Origin of the sequence: Streptomyces sp. NPDC012888, assembly GCF_042900645.1 — a bacterium.
In the GTDB taxonomy this organism is placed as follows: Bacteria; Actinomycetota; Actinomycetes; order Streptomycetales; family Streptomycetaceae; genus Streptomyces.
The window spans coordinates 270,695-284,194 of the sequence record NZ_JBIBBM010000002.1 but is presented as its reverse complement, the minus strand read 5'-3'; the positions used below and the strand labels follow the sequence as shown (position 1 = coordinate 284,194).

The 13,500-nt window shown below is 73.1% G+C and carries 12 protein-coding genes; 9 read left to right on the top strand and 3 right to left on the bottom strand.

Annotated features, from left to right (window positions below; all coding sequences use genetic code 11):
* Positions 1–2 precede the first annotated feature (2 nt).
* Positions 3–1,088: a cell division protein ZapE gene (gene zapE, locus ACFY61_RS03710; RefSeq protein WP_389467010.1), complete on the bottom strand. Its 1,086-nt coding sequence runs from the start codon at positions 1,086–1,088 to the stop codon at positions 3–5.
* An 83-nt stretch (positions 1,089–1,171) separates the two neighbouring features.
* Between zapE and ACFY61_RS03705 the strand changes: the two genes are divergently transcribed.
* The 4 genes from ACFY61_RS03705 to msrB all read left to right on the top strand — a co-directional run bounded on the left by ACFY61_RS03705 (position 1,172) and on the right by msrB (position 4,523).
* Entirely contained in the window at positions 1,172–1,942 is a 771-nt protein-coding gene (locus tag ACFY61_RS03705; protein WP_389466506.1) for a pyrimidine reductase family protein, read from the top strand.
* Positions 1,943–2,068: 126 nt separating this feature from the next.
* Complete coding sequence (locus ACFY61_RS03700; RefSeq protein WP_389466504.1) at positions 2,069–2,536, top strand: indole-3-glycerol phosphate synthase; 468 nt, start codon at positions 2,069–2,071, stop codon at positions 2,534–2,536.
* 161 nt (positions 2,537–2,697) lie between these two features.
* Positions 2,698–4,098 carry a UDP-N-acetylmuramate--L-alanine ligase gene (gene murC / locus ACFY61_RS03695; RefSeq protein ID WP_389466502.1) on the top strand — a complete coding sequence of 467 codons (1,401 nt, stop codon included), beginning with the start codon at positions 2,698–2,700 and terminating at the stop codon, positions 4,096–4,098.
* 11 nt (positions 4,099–4,109) lie between these two features.
* Positions 4,110–4,523, top strand: coding sequence for a peptide-methionine (R)-S-oxide reductase MsrB (gene msrB / locus ACFY61_RS03690; RefSeq protein ID WP_389466500.1), 414 nt, complete (start codon positions 4,110–4,112; stop codon positions 4,521–4,523).
* 88 nt (positions 4,524–4,611) lie between these two features.
* On the opposite strand, the gene ACFY61_RS03685 is transcribed toward msrB, so the two are convergent.
* Positions 4,612–5,514, bottom strand: coding sequence for a carbon-nitrogen hydrolase family protein (locus ACFY61_RS03685; RefSeq protein WP_389466498.1), 903 nt, complete (start codon positions 5,512–5,514; stop codon positions 4,612–4,614).
* Positions 5,511–6,284, bottom strand: coding sequence for a flavin reductase family protein (locus ACFY61_RS03680; protein WP_389466495.1), 774 nt, complete (start codon positions 6,282–6,284; stop codon positions 5,511–5,513). Before ACFY61_RS03680 ends, ACFY61_RS03685 begins: the two co-directional genes overlap by 4 nt.
* 340 nt (positions 6,285–6,624) lie before the next feature.
* Between ACFY61_RS03680 and ACFY61_RS03675 the strand changes: the two genes are divergently transcribed.
* Genes ACFY61_RS03675 through ACFY61_RS03655 form a run of 5 tightly spaced genes read left to right on the top strand, consistent with a single transcriptional unit; the run spans position 6,625 to position 13,471 of the window.
* Positions 6,625–8,511, top strand: coding sequence for a WD40 repeat domain-containing protein (locus tag ACFY61_RS03675; protein WP_389466494.1), 1,887 nt, complete (start codon positions 6,625–6,627; stop codon positions 8,509–8,511).
* Positions 8,508–9,845 carry an MFS transporter gene (locus tag ACFY61_RS03670; RefSeq protein WP_389466491.1) on the top strand — a complete coding sequence of 446 codons (1,338 nt, stop codon included), beginning with the start codon at positions 8,508–8,510 and terminating at the stop codon, positions 9,843–9,845. The genes ACFY61_RS03675 and ACFY61_RS03670 overlap by 4 nt, the downstream gene beginning before the upstream one ends.
* Positions 9,832–11,730: a WD40 repeat domain-containing protein gene (locus ACFY61_RS03665; protein ID WP_389466488.1), complete on the top strand. Its 1,899-nt coding sequence runs from the start codon at positions 9,832–9,834 to the stop codon at positions 11,728–11,730. Before ACFY61_RS03670 ends, ACFY61_RS03665 begins: the two co-directional genes overlap by 14 nt.
* A complete protein-coding gene (ribA, locus tag ACFY61_RS03660; protein WP_389466485.1) occupies positions 11,727–12,497 on the top strand; it encodes a GTP cyclohydrolase II in 771 nt (256 codons plus the stop codon). The genes ACFY61_RS03665 and ribA overlap by 4 nt, the downstream gene beginning before the upstream one ends.
* Entirely contained in the window at positions 12,494–13,471 is a 978-nt protein-coding gene (locus ACFY61_RS03655) for a formylglycine-generating enzyme family protein (RefSeq protein WP_389466482.1), read from the top strand. Before ribA ends, ACFY61_RS03655 begins: the two co-directional genes overlap by 4 nt.
* Positions 13,472–13,500: the final 29 nt, after the last annotated feature.

Here is a 13,500-nt window from a genome sequence, read left to right as displayed (position 1 = left end):
ACCTACTGCGAGACGAGGCCCTTCGCGTCCCGCGCCAGCGCGGTGAGCCGGGAGATGGCGCGGAAGTACTTCTTTCGGTAGCCGCCCGCCAGCATCTCCTCGCCGAACAGGCGGTCGAAGGGGACTCCGGAGGCGAGCACGGGTATCTCGCGGTCGTACAGACGGTCGGCGAGGACCACCAGCCGCAGCGCGGTGGACTGGTCCGGCACCGGCATCACGTCGGTGAGGCAGACCGCCGTCACGCCTTCGGTGAGCGCGCCGTAACGGCTGGGGTGCACCCGCGCCAGGTGGTCGAGCAGCCCGGGGAAGTCGTCGAGGCTGGCCCCGGGCGTGGCGTACGCGGCCTTCGTGACCTGCTCGTCGGAGTACGGGGGCGGGGCCTCGGGCAGGCCGCGGTGCCGGTAGTCCTCGCCGTCGATCCGCAGCGGGCGGAAGTGCGCGGACAGGCCCTGTATCTCGCGCAGGAAGTCCACCGCGGCGAACCGGCCCTCGCCGAGCTTGCCGGGCAGCGTGTTGGAGGTGGCGGCCAGCGCCACGCCCTGCTCCACCAGCTTGCCGAGCAGGGAGGAGACGAGGACGGTGTCGCCGGGGTCGTCCAGCTCGAACTCGTCGATGCACAGCAGCCGGTGCCCGCTCAGGGTCCGCACGGTCTGCTGGAAACCGAGGGCGCCGACCAGGTTCGTCAGCTCCACGAAGGTGCCGAACGCCTTCAGCGCGGGCTCGGCCGGAGTGGCGTGCCACAGGGACGCCAGCAGGTGCGTCTTGCCGACGCCGTAGCCGCCGTCGAGGTAGATCCCGCGGGGGCCTGCCTCCGGCTTCGGCGCCCGGGAGAACCAGCGCCGCTTGCCGGCTCCGGAGGCGTGCGCACCGCCGAGGCCCCCCGCGAAGCCGCTCAGCGCCTTGACCGCGGCGATCTGGCTGGGCTGGTTCGGGTCCGGGTTGTACGTGTCGAAACGCACCGAGTCGAACCGCGGGGGCGGCACCATCTCGGCCACCAGCCGCTCCGCCGGGACGTGGGGCTCGCGGGCGCAGAGCGCGAGCGGGCCCGTGCCGAGGAGGCCCGTCCCTCCGGGGACGGCTCCGGCTATGTGGCTCGCTCCGGCCGCGCCGCCGGACTGGCTGAGAGATGCAGACACAGCATTCAACTCTACGGCGTGGAAGACTGCCCCCCATGCGCCGCCTGTTCCCTGTGACCGATCAGACACCGCACGAGACCGACCACGAGTGGTCGCTCGACGACATCGCGGATGCGTACGCCTACCCTCCGCTGACCGGCGGCGCGCACTGGCTGCGCGCCAACATGGTCTCCACCCTGGACGGGGCCGCCCAGCACGAGGGCCGCTCCCAGCCCATCTCGGGCGAGACCGACATGCGGATCTTCGGCACCCTGCGGGCCCTGGCCGACGTGGTGGTGGTCGGGGCGGAAACGGTTCGCCAGGAGGGGTACCGCCCGGCCCGGGCCCGCGAGGCCTTCGCGGAGCGCCGCACGGCCGCCGGACAGGGCCCCGCCCCCGCCGTCGCGGTGGTCTCGGCCGGGCTGGACCTCGACTTCTCGCTGCCCCTGTTCAGCGCTCCGCTGGTACCGACCCTGCTGCTCACCGGGGCCGGCGCGCCCGCGGACCGGGTGGCCGAGGCCGCCGCGGCGGGCGTGCGGGTCGTCGTCGCGGGCGAGGGCGCCGGGGTGGACCCGCAGCGGGCGGTGCGCGAGCTGGCCGGCCTGGGCCTGGTGCGCCAGCTCACCGAGGGCGGGCCCCGGCTGCTCGGCCAGTTCGTGGCCGCCGGCGTCCTGGACGAGCTGTGCCTGACCGTGTCGCCGATGCTCACCGCGGGCACCGCGCAGCGGATCGCCGGGGGCCCCGGGATCAAGGTGCCGGAACGCCTGGAGCTGGCGTCGCTGCTGGAGGAGGCCGGGTTCCTGTTCAGCCGCTACCGTCGGTTCTGAGAGGCTGCGGAATTTATCGTTCCGCTTAGCTCCCGCTGGGCACTATTACCAGCGCGAGCCCCGTGCCACAGCGGGGCAGGATGGTTTCCGCAGGGGCCGCCGCGGCCCATGAAGGAGAGGGCGTCCGTGTTCACGAGCGTATTGATGATCGAGAAGCCTCTGACATCCGTAGACGTGGACTTCGTCACCACCCTGCACGGAGACGACCCGGTCTCCTTCTTCGTCCTCATGCAGCCCCGGGGCCGGCAGGACCGGCTGCTCCGCGCCATCGACGACGTGGCGCTCGGCGAGATCCCGGAGGCGATCCGGGAGGCCGACGAACCCGAGGGCACGGCGGCCCTGCCGCCCGCCGAGCAGGCCCTGGAGCACTCGCTGGCGGCCCTGCGCAAGCGGGGCGGACGGGCCGTGGGCCAGCTCGTCGAGGACCATCCCCTCGACAAGCTGAAGGCGGTGGTGGAGGAGACCGGCGCCGACGAGGTCATCGTCCTGACCGCCCCGCACTTCGTCGAGGAGTTCTTCCACCGCGACTGGGCCTCCCGCGCCCGCCACAAGGTGGGGGTACCCGTCCTCAAGCTCTTCGCCCACAACGAATAGCGGACCGCCGGCCCGCGCCGCCGGGATGTCACGGGCCCGGCACGGCCCGGGCACACCCCCGGTACGACCGGCGGCGCACCCCCGCGGAGCGCCGCCGGACGGCGCCCGAGCCACTAGGCTGGCGCCAGCCACAGCACGCCCTCGATCCTGGAGCAACCCGAATGACCTCGCCCGGCCTGCCGACCGCCATGGACCGACCCCACTTCATCGGTATCGGCGGGGCCGGCATGTCCGGGATCGCGAAGATCCTCGCCCAGCGCGGCGCCGAGGTCGCCGGCAGCGACGCCAAGGACTCCGCCACCGCCGAGGCCCTGCGGGCGCACGGCGCCCAGGTCCACATCGGCCACGCCGCCGGCCACCTCGCGGACGACGCCACCTGCGTGGTCGTCTCCAGCGCCATCCGCGCCGACAACCCGGAGCTGTCCCGCGCCGCCGAGCTCGGCGTGCCCGTGGTCCACCGCTCCGACGCCCTCGCGGCGCTGATGGACGGTCTTCGCCCGATCGCCGTCGCCGGCACCCACGGCAAGACCACCACCACCTCCATGCTGGCGGTGTCCCTCTCCGCGCTGGGCCTCGACCCCTCGTACGCCATCGGCGGCGACCTCGACGCGCCCGGCTCCAACGCCCACCACGGCGAGGGCGACATCTTCGTCGCCGAGGCGGACGAGAGCGACCGCAGCTTCCACAAGTACGCCCCGCAGGTCGCGATCGTGCTCAACGCCGAGCTCGACCACCACGCCAACTACGCGTCGATGGAGGAGATCCACGACTCCTTCGTGACCTTCGCGGGCCGCGTCGTGGCCGGCGGCACCCTCGTCGTCTCCGCCGACCAGGAGGGCGCGGTCGAGCTGACCCGCCGGGTCCGCGCCGCCCACCCCGGGCTCGCCGTGGTCACGTACGGCGAGTCCGAGCAGGCCGACGTACGCATCACCGACATCACCCCCCGCGGCCTGACCAGCGAGGTCACCGTGGTGCTGGACGGCAGCCCGCTGACCTTCGGCGTCTGTGTCCCCGGCCGCCACTACGCCCACAACGCGGTCGCCGCCCTCGCCGCCGGTGCCGCCCTGGGCATCCCGGCCCATGAGCTGGCCCCGGCCCTCGGCAAGTACACCGGCGTCAAGCGCCGTCTCCAGCTCAAGGGCGAGGCCGGCGGCGTGCAGGTCATCGACTCCTACGCCCACCACCCCACCGAGATGACCGCCGACCTGGAGGCCATCCGCGGCGCCGCCGGGGAGTCCCGGATCCTGGTCCTCTTCCAGCCCCACCTCTTCTCCCGCACCCAGGAGCTCGGCACCGAGATGGGCCAGGCCCTCGCCCTCGCCGACGCCTCCGTGGTCCTGGACATCTACCCGGCCCGCGAGGACCCGGTCCCCGGCGTCACCAGCGAGATCATCATCGCGGCCGCCCGCGCCGCCGGCGCCGACGTCACCGCCGCCCACGACAAGGCGGCGGCCCCGGCCCTGATCGCGGGAATGGCCAAGCCGGGCGACCTGGTTCTCACCATGGGCGCGGGCGACGTGACGGACCTGGGCCCGGAGATCCTGGCCAGCCTGTCGAACTGAGGAATCCCGCCATGGCGTACGAAGTCGAGAAGCCCGACGAGCAGTGGCAGGCGGAGCTCACGCCGTCCGAGTACCAGGTCCTGCGCCTGGCCGGCACCGAGCCCGCCTTCCGCGGCGAATACACCGAGACCAAGACGGTGGGCACCTACTCCTGCCGCGCCTGCGGAGCCGAACTCTTCCGCTCGGAGACCAAGTTCGACTCCCACTGCGGCTGGCCGTCCTTCTACGACCCCAAGGACACCGACGCGGTCGAGCTCCTCGCGGACACCTCGCACGGAATGGTCCGCACCGAGGTCCGCTGCGCCCGCTGCGGCTCCCACCTGGGCCACGTCTTCGAGGGCGAGGGCTACCCCACCCCCACCGACCAGCGTTACTGCATCAACTCCATCTCCCTTCGCCTGACCCCGGACGGCGAAGCCGGCTGATCCGGCCCGGCGGAACCCGGCTCCGGCCGGGCCCGGGGGAGGGACGCGTGCCCCCCGGGCCGCCGGACGCCGGGCCGCCTGGGCCGGGTCAGACCGGGGTGGGGGCCGGGCGCGGCAGGGCGGCGCGGTGTTCGGCCAGCATGTGGAGGAAGCCGCGGACGCGGGCGATGGCCCCCGGGTCGAGGTCGGCCGTCAGGACCTGCTCGCGGGCCGGCGTCGCGGCGCGGGCCAGCGGGGTGGAGTCCGGTGCGAACACCAGGCTGCCGCCCGCGCAGGGCCGGTCGGCCGGGCCGCCGACCGGGTTGACGAACACGCTGTAGACCGTGTTCTCCAGGGCGCGGGCCGCGAGGTACACCGCCGCCCGGTGCTCGTTGCCGGCGGCGTAGGCGCTCGGGCAGAGGTAGGCGTGGGCCCCCGCGAGCGCCGCCGACCTGGCGTGCTCCGGGAAGGACATGTCGTAGCAGACGCCCAGGCCGAGCCGCCAGCCGCCGACCTCGACCGCGGCCCCGCCGCGGCCCGGGGTGAACAGCCGGGCCTCGTCGGCGTGCCAGAGGTGCTGCTTGTCGTAGCGGACCAGGAGGGTGCCCGCGGGGTCTGCCACCAGCACCGAGTTGGTCAGCGCGCCGTCGGGGCGGCGCACGGCCGCGCCGGTGATCACGTGGATCCCGTCCCGGACGGCCGCGTCCCGCAGCGCGTCCAGCCGCGGGTCGTCCACGATCCCGGCCGCGTCGGCGGCGACCTCGCCGGCCCCCGCCGCGAGCGCGGCCAGGTCGTACCCGCCGACCTGGAGTTCCGGCAGTACGGCGACCCGCGCGCCCGCCGCGGCGGCCCGTCCCACCAGGCCCGCCGCGTGGACGGCGTTGCCCGCCACGTCACCCGGTACGGACTCGGCCTGGACCGCGGCCAGCCGCAGCGGGGTCGCGGGCAGGTGCGGGTCAGGGGACGGGTCACGGGCCGGGGACGGGGCCGGGGCCGGGGTCAGGGCGCTCACCGGCCGGCCCGGCGCAGCAGCCGCGCGTAGCCGGGCTTGGCACCGTCGCGGTCCACCCGCAGCCGGGCGCCCTCGGGAAGTGCCGCGGGGAGGGGCAGGTCGACCAGGAAGTCCCCGTACTCGCCGGACGGGTGCGCGCCCAGGTCCACCGAGGTGCCGTCGGGCGCCTCGAGGCTGAGCCGCCACAGGTCCTCGCCCTCGGCGGCGGGCCCGGTCGCCGCCACCCGCAGGGTGCCGTCGTCCTGGACCTCGGCGGCCGCCACCACCGCGGACCGCCGCACCGGCGCGCCCAGCGAGTGCATCGGGCCGTGCTTCACCAGGGGCCGGTGGCCGGAGCCGGCCTCGTGCACGGCGACCACCTCGCCGACGTACATCCGGTGCACGGGGAGGTCCAGGGTGTGGCGCAGCGCGCACTCCATGGAGACCAGCCCGCCCGACACCCACGGGGTGCCGGTGGCGGCCGGCTCGCCGAACGCCACGAGCTCGCTGCTCGTCTTGTCGATCTCCGAGAGGGAGAAGCTGCCGGCGAAATCGGCGAGCTCGGCCTGTTCCTCGGCGCACAGGGTCACCGAGAACTCCCCGGATTCCGCGAGGAGCGCACGCGAGTCCGAGCGCCCGGAGAGGACCACGGCGACATAAAGCGGCTCCTTGTTGACAAAGTAAGTCCACTCGGCCGACATGACGTTCACTCCGTGCGCATGGCGCACGGAGACCAGTCCGATCGTGCTGGTGAGATGCTTCCACAGCTGGGCGGGAATTTGTTGCGACATGACATACCTCTTTCTTTCCGACGGTTGACGTCGAGTTTTCATCTTGACCCCTGGCATTCCCGCCCGCTGAGTGATCTGAATCACAGGGGTGAATGCTTGCGTCTCCGGCCTTCCCGGCTCGTATGGTTATGCCACCGAGGCGGGGACGACCCGCCCAGCGGAAAGGGAAGTGGAGGTGACAGTCATGAAGAAGCCGGTCCGCCGCAACGTGCGAGTCAACAAGTGACCCTGAGGTCGCTTGGATACCCCGCGAAATGACGGGGCTGGAGGCCGGCCGGGACATCGTCTCAGGCCGGCCTCCCCATACCCTGAATTCGATATCGGCGACGAAGGAATGTGTGTGGAACTGACCGACCGCATCATGCGAATCATCTACGTCGAGGGTGCTGGGCTTCTCGCGTCGGACTCCTTCGGCCGCGTGCACCTGCTCGACGACGACCTGAACGTGATCCGCTCCTCCCCGCGGGTCCCCTCGGGGCGCCCCCTGTACGGCCTCACCGTGGCCGGCGGCTGGGTGATCGGCAAGGACCGGATGGGTGCCGTGCTCCGCTGGTCCCTGGACACGCTTGACCTGGTCAACCGCTTGGACCCGGCCACGGTGTGCGATCCGTCGACCCTCATCGAGGGCGAGGAACCCTCTCCGGTCAGTGCCCGCGGCATCGGCGTGTGGAACGGCCGGGTGTACGTCACCTCCGGCTACCACCACCAGATGCTCGTCCTGGACCTGGAGACCTTCGAGGTCCTCGACATCATTCCCAACCTGTGCGGCAGCAGCCCCATGGAATGGGCGAGCACCGACCACCCCACGCGCCACGCGATCTCCGACAAGGAAGGCAACCTGCGATTCGGCAGCTTCGACACCCTTGAATTCCCGGACCACGTCAAACTCGACGAAGGAAACATCCACAGGGTCCGCTACGATGCCCGACACGAACGTTTCTGGTGCACCCAGGACTTCGGTGAGGGTGAATCCGCCGACATCGCCAACGGTGTGGTCGTCGTCTCCATGTCCGGGGAGAAGGAGGGCGAGGTCCTCTTTGCCCGCGACGACGTCGAGTTCGTCATCTTCTCGCCGGAATACGACCGCGCCTATTCGGGCGGCTTCGACGGCGAACTGCATATCTTCGACAATTCCGAGCGCGAGCTGCGAATCGAGCGCACGGTCACCGGTTTCCCGCACCAGCTCAGCGACATCACGATCGCCCCGAACGGCGAGGTCTTCGTCCTCTGCCAGGACGGGGAAATCGTGAAGCTCGCGCCCGACGGCACGTTCCTGCGCGGCCTCGGATTCCGCCGCCAGGCCGTCTGGGACATCCAGTTCTCACTGGAGGACCCGGCCGTCCTCTACTGCGCCACCGATTCCGGAGTCGCCGTCGCCGAAGTACGCGAAGGCGCTGCCGGACCGGCGCTGCACATCACCGCCGACCACGTGAGCGGACACGGATTCACCCGCCGCGTCGCCCCCGTCGCCGGCGGCTGGATCGGCATCACCCGGGACGGGCACGTCTTCCGGCAGGCGTCGGACGGCGCCGTCGCCTGGAAGCGCACCCTGCCCTCCCTCCTGCACACCGTCTCCGTCTCGCCCGACGGCGCACGCGCCCTGGTCGCCACCAACGCCGGCGCGTACGAGCTCGACGCCCGCACCGGCGAGGAGCTCGGCGTCCTCGGCATCGAGGGGCTGCCGGTCTGGGGCTGTACCCACACCCCCGCCGGCGACCGCGTCATCGGCACTCGCAACGGCGTCCTCGCCGTCTTCCCGCCCGGCTCGGACCAGCCCTCCTGGCGCCTGGACCAGGGCGAGTACCCCAAGCGGATGTGGTACCAGGACGGCCTGCTGTACTACGCCGGCGAAGGCGGAGTCAAGGAGATCGAGATCGGCTCCGGAGTACGCCGCCGCTGGTACGAACTGCTCTCCAACACCTGCGAGAACGCGACCGTCGCCGACGGCCTGGTCTGCGCGAGCTCCTACGGCATGCAGGTCGCCGCCTATTCCTACGAGGGCGACGAGTTCCTCGGCTTCATGGAGGACCTGCCCGACTACCCCAAGGCCCTGACCACCATCCGCGACTCCCAGGGCCGCCCCCACCTCCTCGTCGGCTGCCGCACCGGTCTGCTCTCCCTCTACCGGCTCGACAAGCCCGCCGAGGAAGGCACCTTCGCCAAACTCCAGGACCGCTGGCTCCCCCGTCACCCCGCCCGCTACACGATCAGCACCGAACCGCGATGACCACCACAGCCACGGCGACCGCACCCGCCCCCTGGCGGGACCCACGGTTCCGGATCTTCGCCGCCGGCAACTTCGCCAACAACCTGGGCGAAGCGGCGTACAAGGTCGCGCTGCCGCTGTACGTCTACCACCTGACCGGCTCGCTGACCGCGATGTCGCTCATGGCCGCCCTCGCCCCGGCGATGCTGCTGCTGAGCCCCTGGCTGGGGGCGGCCTGCGACCGCTGGGGCCCCCGGGCCTTCGTGGTCCCCGGCCTGCTCGTGCAGCTCACCGGGGCGGTGGCGCTCAACCTGTACGCGCTGTCCGCCGAAGCGGGACAGGTCTCCACGGCCGTCCTCTTCCCCTTCGCCGCCCTGGTCCAACTGGGCGGCGAGATGTACCGGACGGGCTGGATCACCGGAGTGCCCGCGATGTTCCCGGAGAACGCCGCCCGCTCCCGGGCGGTGCTCTCCAGCCTCTTCGTCACCTCGAACATCGCCGGTCCGGTGCTGGTGGCCGCCGGCCTCGGACTCGTCGGCTACCTCGGCCTGCTCTGGTTCAACGCGGTGACCTTCCTGGCCCCCATCGCCGTCTGGCTCCTCGGCGTCCACCCGCCGCCGGTGGCCCGCGACGCGAAGTCCCCGGCCGGCCCGGGTTCCCGCCCGCACCTCGGCCGCGACATCGCCGACGGCTGGCGGATCATCAAGGCCGAACGACGCGTCCTGTACGTGCAGCTCACCGCCCTGCCGCTGCACTTCGTCAGCGGCATCGGGGTCCTGTCCTTCATGGTCTGGTACCTGCGCGACGAGTCCGGCATGTCCGCCGGCGCGGTCAGCACCGCGCAGGCGGTGGCCAACGTCGGCGCCCTCGCCGGCAGCGTCTACATCGCCGCCCGCGCCCAGGTCCAGCCCCGCACCATCCTCGCCCTGTCGGCCGCCGTCATGACGGCCGCCCTGTTCGCCATGGCGGTGTCACCCGGCGTCCTCTTCGTCGCCTGCATGGTGGCCTTCTTCACCATGCGCTCGGCGATGACCTCGGTCTCCGCCATGATCATCGTCAAGTACCTGCCGCCCACCGTCACCGGCCGGGCCGAGGGCCTCTTCAACCTCATCAGCGGGGCACCCCTGCTGGTCGCCCCCCTCGTCATCCCCCTCGTCCAGAACGGGTTCGGCAGCACCGCCGTCCTGCTCTTCCTCGCCGCCGTCGCCTGCCTGTCCCTGCTCTGCCTGGCCCGCTTCTGGCCGCACTGGAACACCGGCGACCCCGACCACGCCCACCACTCCGACGACCCCACCACCCCCACCGCAGGAAGCACCGACCAGACAGCACAAGGAGCGCAGCATGCGCACGATTGACCTGCCGTCCAATCCATCGGGCCACGCGGCGCCCCTCACCCACGTCTCCCTGAGCCCCGACGCCGGCCGCCTCGCGACCAGCTCGTACGACGGCACCGTGTGCATCTGGGACCTCGCCGACCCCACGGCCCCCGTCCTGACGGAGCGGCTCCGGCACCGCCGGCTGGTGAACGCCTCCGCCTGGAACCCGGCCGCCCCCAAGCTGCTCGCCACCGCCTCCGCCGACAAGACCGTCGCGGTCTGGCGCATCCGCGACGACGGCCCCGCCGACCTGATCAACGTGCTCGCACGGCACACCGACGACATCAACTCCGTGGCCTGGATGCCCGACGGCGAACGCCTCATCTGCGTCTCCGAGGACGGCCGCGCCACCCTGTGGGACGCCATGACCGGCGCCTTCCTCGGTGAGGTCGGCTCGCACGCCGCCCACTGCATGATGGTGTCCGTCAGCCCCGACGGGCTGGTCGCCACCGTCGGCGAGGACGGCATGGTCGCCGTCAGCGAGCCCGGCTCCGGCGAACCCCCGCGGGTACGGCACTACGAGGCCTCCGTCGAGGGCTGCGCCTGGTCCCACTCGGGACTGGTCCTGGCCGTCGCCCGGGACGACGGCACCGTCGTCCTGCTGGACCGCGAACTCGGCGAGATCCGGTCCGTCCCCGTCTCCCGGTCCGCCGCCCGGGCCGTGGCCTGGGCGGACGACGACGCCTCCTTCGTCGTCGGCGCGTACGACGGCTCGCTGCACTTCCTCGCGGCCGACGGCACCCTGCTGCACGAGGTCCGCGACCGCAGGGTGTGGCCCCGCTCGGTGTCGGTGGCCGGCCCGCTCGTCGCGGCGGGCAGCTTCTGGAGCGGCCCGCACCTGTTCGACCTGGCCACCGCCGTACCGGTCTCCGAACCCGCCACCCCCAACCACGGCCCGAACGCCCTGGCCGTCCAGGGCGAGGACCTGCTGGTGGGCTGCGACTCCGGCACCGTCCTCGCCGTCCGTCTCCACCCCGGCCACGGCCACGGGTCCGGCGGACGTCAGGTCGAGGAACTGCACCTCACCGACGGCCCGGTGCTCGCCCTCGCCGTCCTCGGCGACGCCGTCTACGCCGGCACCTACTCCGGTCACGTCCTGCGCTACGACCGGGGCGGCGGCCCCGGCCAGGGCACCGCCTCCAGCCTCCAGCTCGGCGCCCCCGTCCCCTCCCTCTGCGTGGACGGAGGCCGGCTCGTCGCCGGCACCTACGGCGGCGAGCTCATCGTCCTCGACCCAGTATCCCTGCGCGTGGTCGAAAGGCACGGGGCACACGACGGATCGGTCAAGTCCCTCGCCCCGCTGGGCAGCCGGGGCTTCCTCTCCGCCGCGACCGACCGCACCATCGCGGTGGGCGCCGGCCCCACCGGCCGGAGCACGCTCTGGGAGCACGGCAACCTGGTCAACGCCGTCGCCGCGCTCGGCGACGGGGTCGCGGCGAGCGCCTCCCGCGACCACACCGTCAAGGCCGGCCGGTTCCGCCCCGACGGCGACACCTGGCGCCTCACCGACGTGCAGACCCTGCTCGGGCCGGACGAGTCCGTCAAGTGCGTGGCCCTGCTCGGCGGTCCCGACGCCCCCGTCGTCCTGGCGGGCTCGTACGACTTCGGGCTCTACACCTGGACGGTGGACTGGGAGGACGGCGCGGGCACCCTCGCCTCCGGGCGGGTGCTCGCCGAGTTCGGCCAGGGCATGTCCTGCATGACCCCGCTGGACGGCGGGACCCGCGTCGCCGCGGCCAGCTGGGACGGCAGCATCGTCGTGGTGGGCCTGGACCCCGCGGACGGCACCGCCCGGATCGAGCAGACCATGCACGTCACCGAACTGGCGCCCGTCCGTTCCGGCGAGCCGGTGGCCGCGTCATGACCCGCACGACCGCCACCGCCACCGCCCCCGTCACCGTCGTGACCCCCGGCCCCGCGCCGGCCGGGGCCGTCACCGCACTCCCCGCCGCGCCCGCCCCGGCAGCCGCGTCCGCCCCGGCCGCCCCGGCCGCGGTCCGGGCCCGGGTAGGCGTCACGCTCTCCCGGGCCGGCGGCCGCCGCGCCGAAGTCGTCACCTTCGACGGACTGCTGGACGGCGGCGAACACCTCGCCGTCGTCGTACCACCGCCCGCCGACGGCCCGGCGCCGGCCCCGAGGCAATCCCGGTCCGCCGCCCCGCCCCTCGTCCGCCTCCACAGCGAGTGCATGACCGGGGACATCTTCGGATCCGCGCGCTGCGACTGCGGACCCCAGCTCGACGAGTCGCTGGACCGCATGTCCCGCGAGGGCGGCGTCCTGCTCTACCTCCGCCAGGAGGGGCGCGGCATCGGCCTGTACAACAAGCTCGACACGTACGTCCTCCAGGACGCCGGCAACGACACCTTCGCGGCCAACCGGCTCATCGGCCGCGACGAGGACGAACGCGACTACGCCTCCGCCGCCGCGATGCTCCACACCCTCGGCGTGCAGCGGATCCGCCTGCTCACCAACAACCCCGAGAAGGTACGGCAGTTGCGGGAGCACGGCATCGAGGTGGCGGCGGTCGTCCCCACCGGCGTCTACCCGACCTCGGAGAACGCCCGCTATCTGGAGGCCAAGGTCCGCCTCGGCGGACACAGCATCGGCATCGAGCAGCGGAGGCAGGCATGAAGCTGGACGAGGTGGCGCAGTCGCCGCACTTCCGCGAGCAGGCCCGGCTGGCGGAACCGCGGGACGTGCGCCCCGCGCCGCCGGACCTCCGGGACCTGCCGCTGCAGGACCCGGCCGCACTGGCCGCCGTGGTCGAGGACCCCGCCCGTCCGCTGCCGCTGCGGCTGGCGGCGGGCGGGGTGCTCGCCCTGACCGGCGACCCCCGGATCACCCCGGACGCGCCCGCCACCTGCCACGTCCCCGCGGCCACCCTGCGGATGGGACTGCCCGCGGACGCTGTGGCGGACGTCGTCGACGCCTGGCGGCACGTCGGCGTGGAGGAGTCCTGGATCGCCAAGGAGACCCCGGCGCGGCCGGTGGCGGTGGCGGAGTTCTGGATCGCCACCTATCCCGTCACCAACGGCGAGTACCGGGAGTTCCTGGCCGCGACGGGCCATCCGGAGCGGCCCTCCACGTGGTACCTCGGCGCGTACCCGTACGACCGCTCCAACCACCCCGTGGCCGGGGTCGCCCCTGAGTCCGCCGACGCGTACGCCGCCTGGCTGGCCGCCCGCACCGGCCACCCGTGGCGGCTGCCGTCCGAGGCGGAGTGGGAGCTGGCCGCCGCCGGCACCGACGGCCGGGAGTTCCCGTGGGGCGAGCACTTCGCCGCGGAGCTGGCCAACACGCGGGAGACGGGGGTCCACACGACCACGCCGGTGGGCGCGTTCCCGGGCGGCCGGTCGCCGTACGGGGTGCTGGACATGGCCGGCAACGTGGAGGAGTTCGTCGCCGACGACTACCAGCCGTACCCGGGCGGCCCGTTCGTGGCCGACCACCTCGTGGAGACGATGGGGGGCTACCGGGTGGCGCGCGGCGGGAGCTTCTCCCGGTTCGGCGACCTCACGCGTACGCGCCGCCGCCACGGGGCCTTCCCCGGCCCCCTCTACCCAGTCGGCTTCCGCCTCGCCACCTCCACCCCACCGCCCGCCTGACGCCGGGCGGGGCTCCGCCGCGGACCGGG

Excerpts from the sequence above, each read along its gene's own strand:
- ACFY61_RS03705 (WP_389466506.1), top strand. The coding sequence starts at position 1,172 with ATGCGCCGCCTGTTCCCTGTGACCGATCAGACACCGCACGAGACCGAC.
- murC (WP_389466502.1), top strand. The coding sequence starts at position 2,698 with ATGACCTCGCCCGGCCTGCCGACCGCCATGGACCGACCCCACTTCATC.
- msrB (WP_389466500.1), top strand. The coding sequence starts at position 4,110 with ATGGCGTACGAAGTCGAGAAGCCCGACGAGCAGTGGCAGGCGGAGCTC.
- ACFY61_RS03680 (WP_389466495.1), bottom strand. The coding sequence starts at position 6,284 with ATGTCGCAACAAATTCCCGCCCAGCTGTGGAAGCATCTCACCAGCACG.
- ACFY61_RS03670 (WP_389466491.1), top strand. The coding sequence starts at position 8,508 with ATGACCACCACAGCCACGGCGACCGCACCCGCCCCCTGGCGGGACCCA.
- ACFY61_RS03665 (WP_389466488.1), top strand. The coding sequence starts at position 9,832 with ATGCGCACGATTGACCTGCCGTCCAATCCATCGGGCCACGCGGCGCCC.
- ribA (WP_389466485.1), top strand. The coding sequence starts at position 11,727 with ATGACCCGCACGACCGCCACCGCCACCGCCCCCGTCACCGTCGTGACC.
- ACFY61_RS03655 (WP_389466482.1), top strand. The coding sequence starts at position 12,494 with ATGAAGCTGGACGAGGTGGCGCAGTCGCCGCACTTCCGCGAGCAGGCC.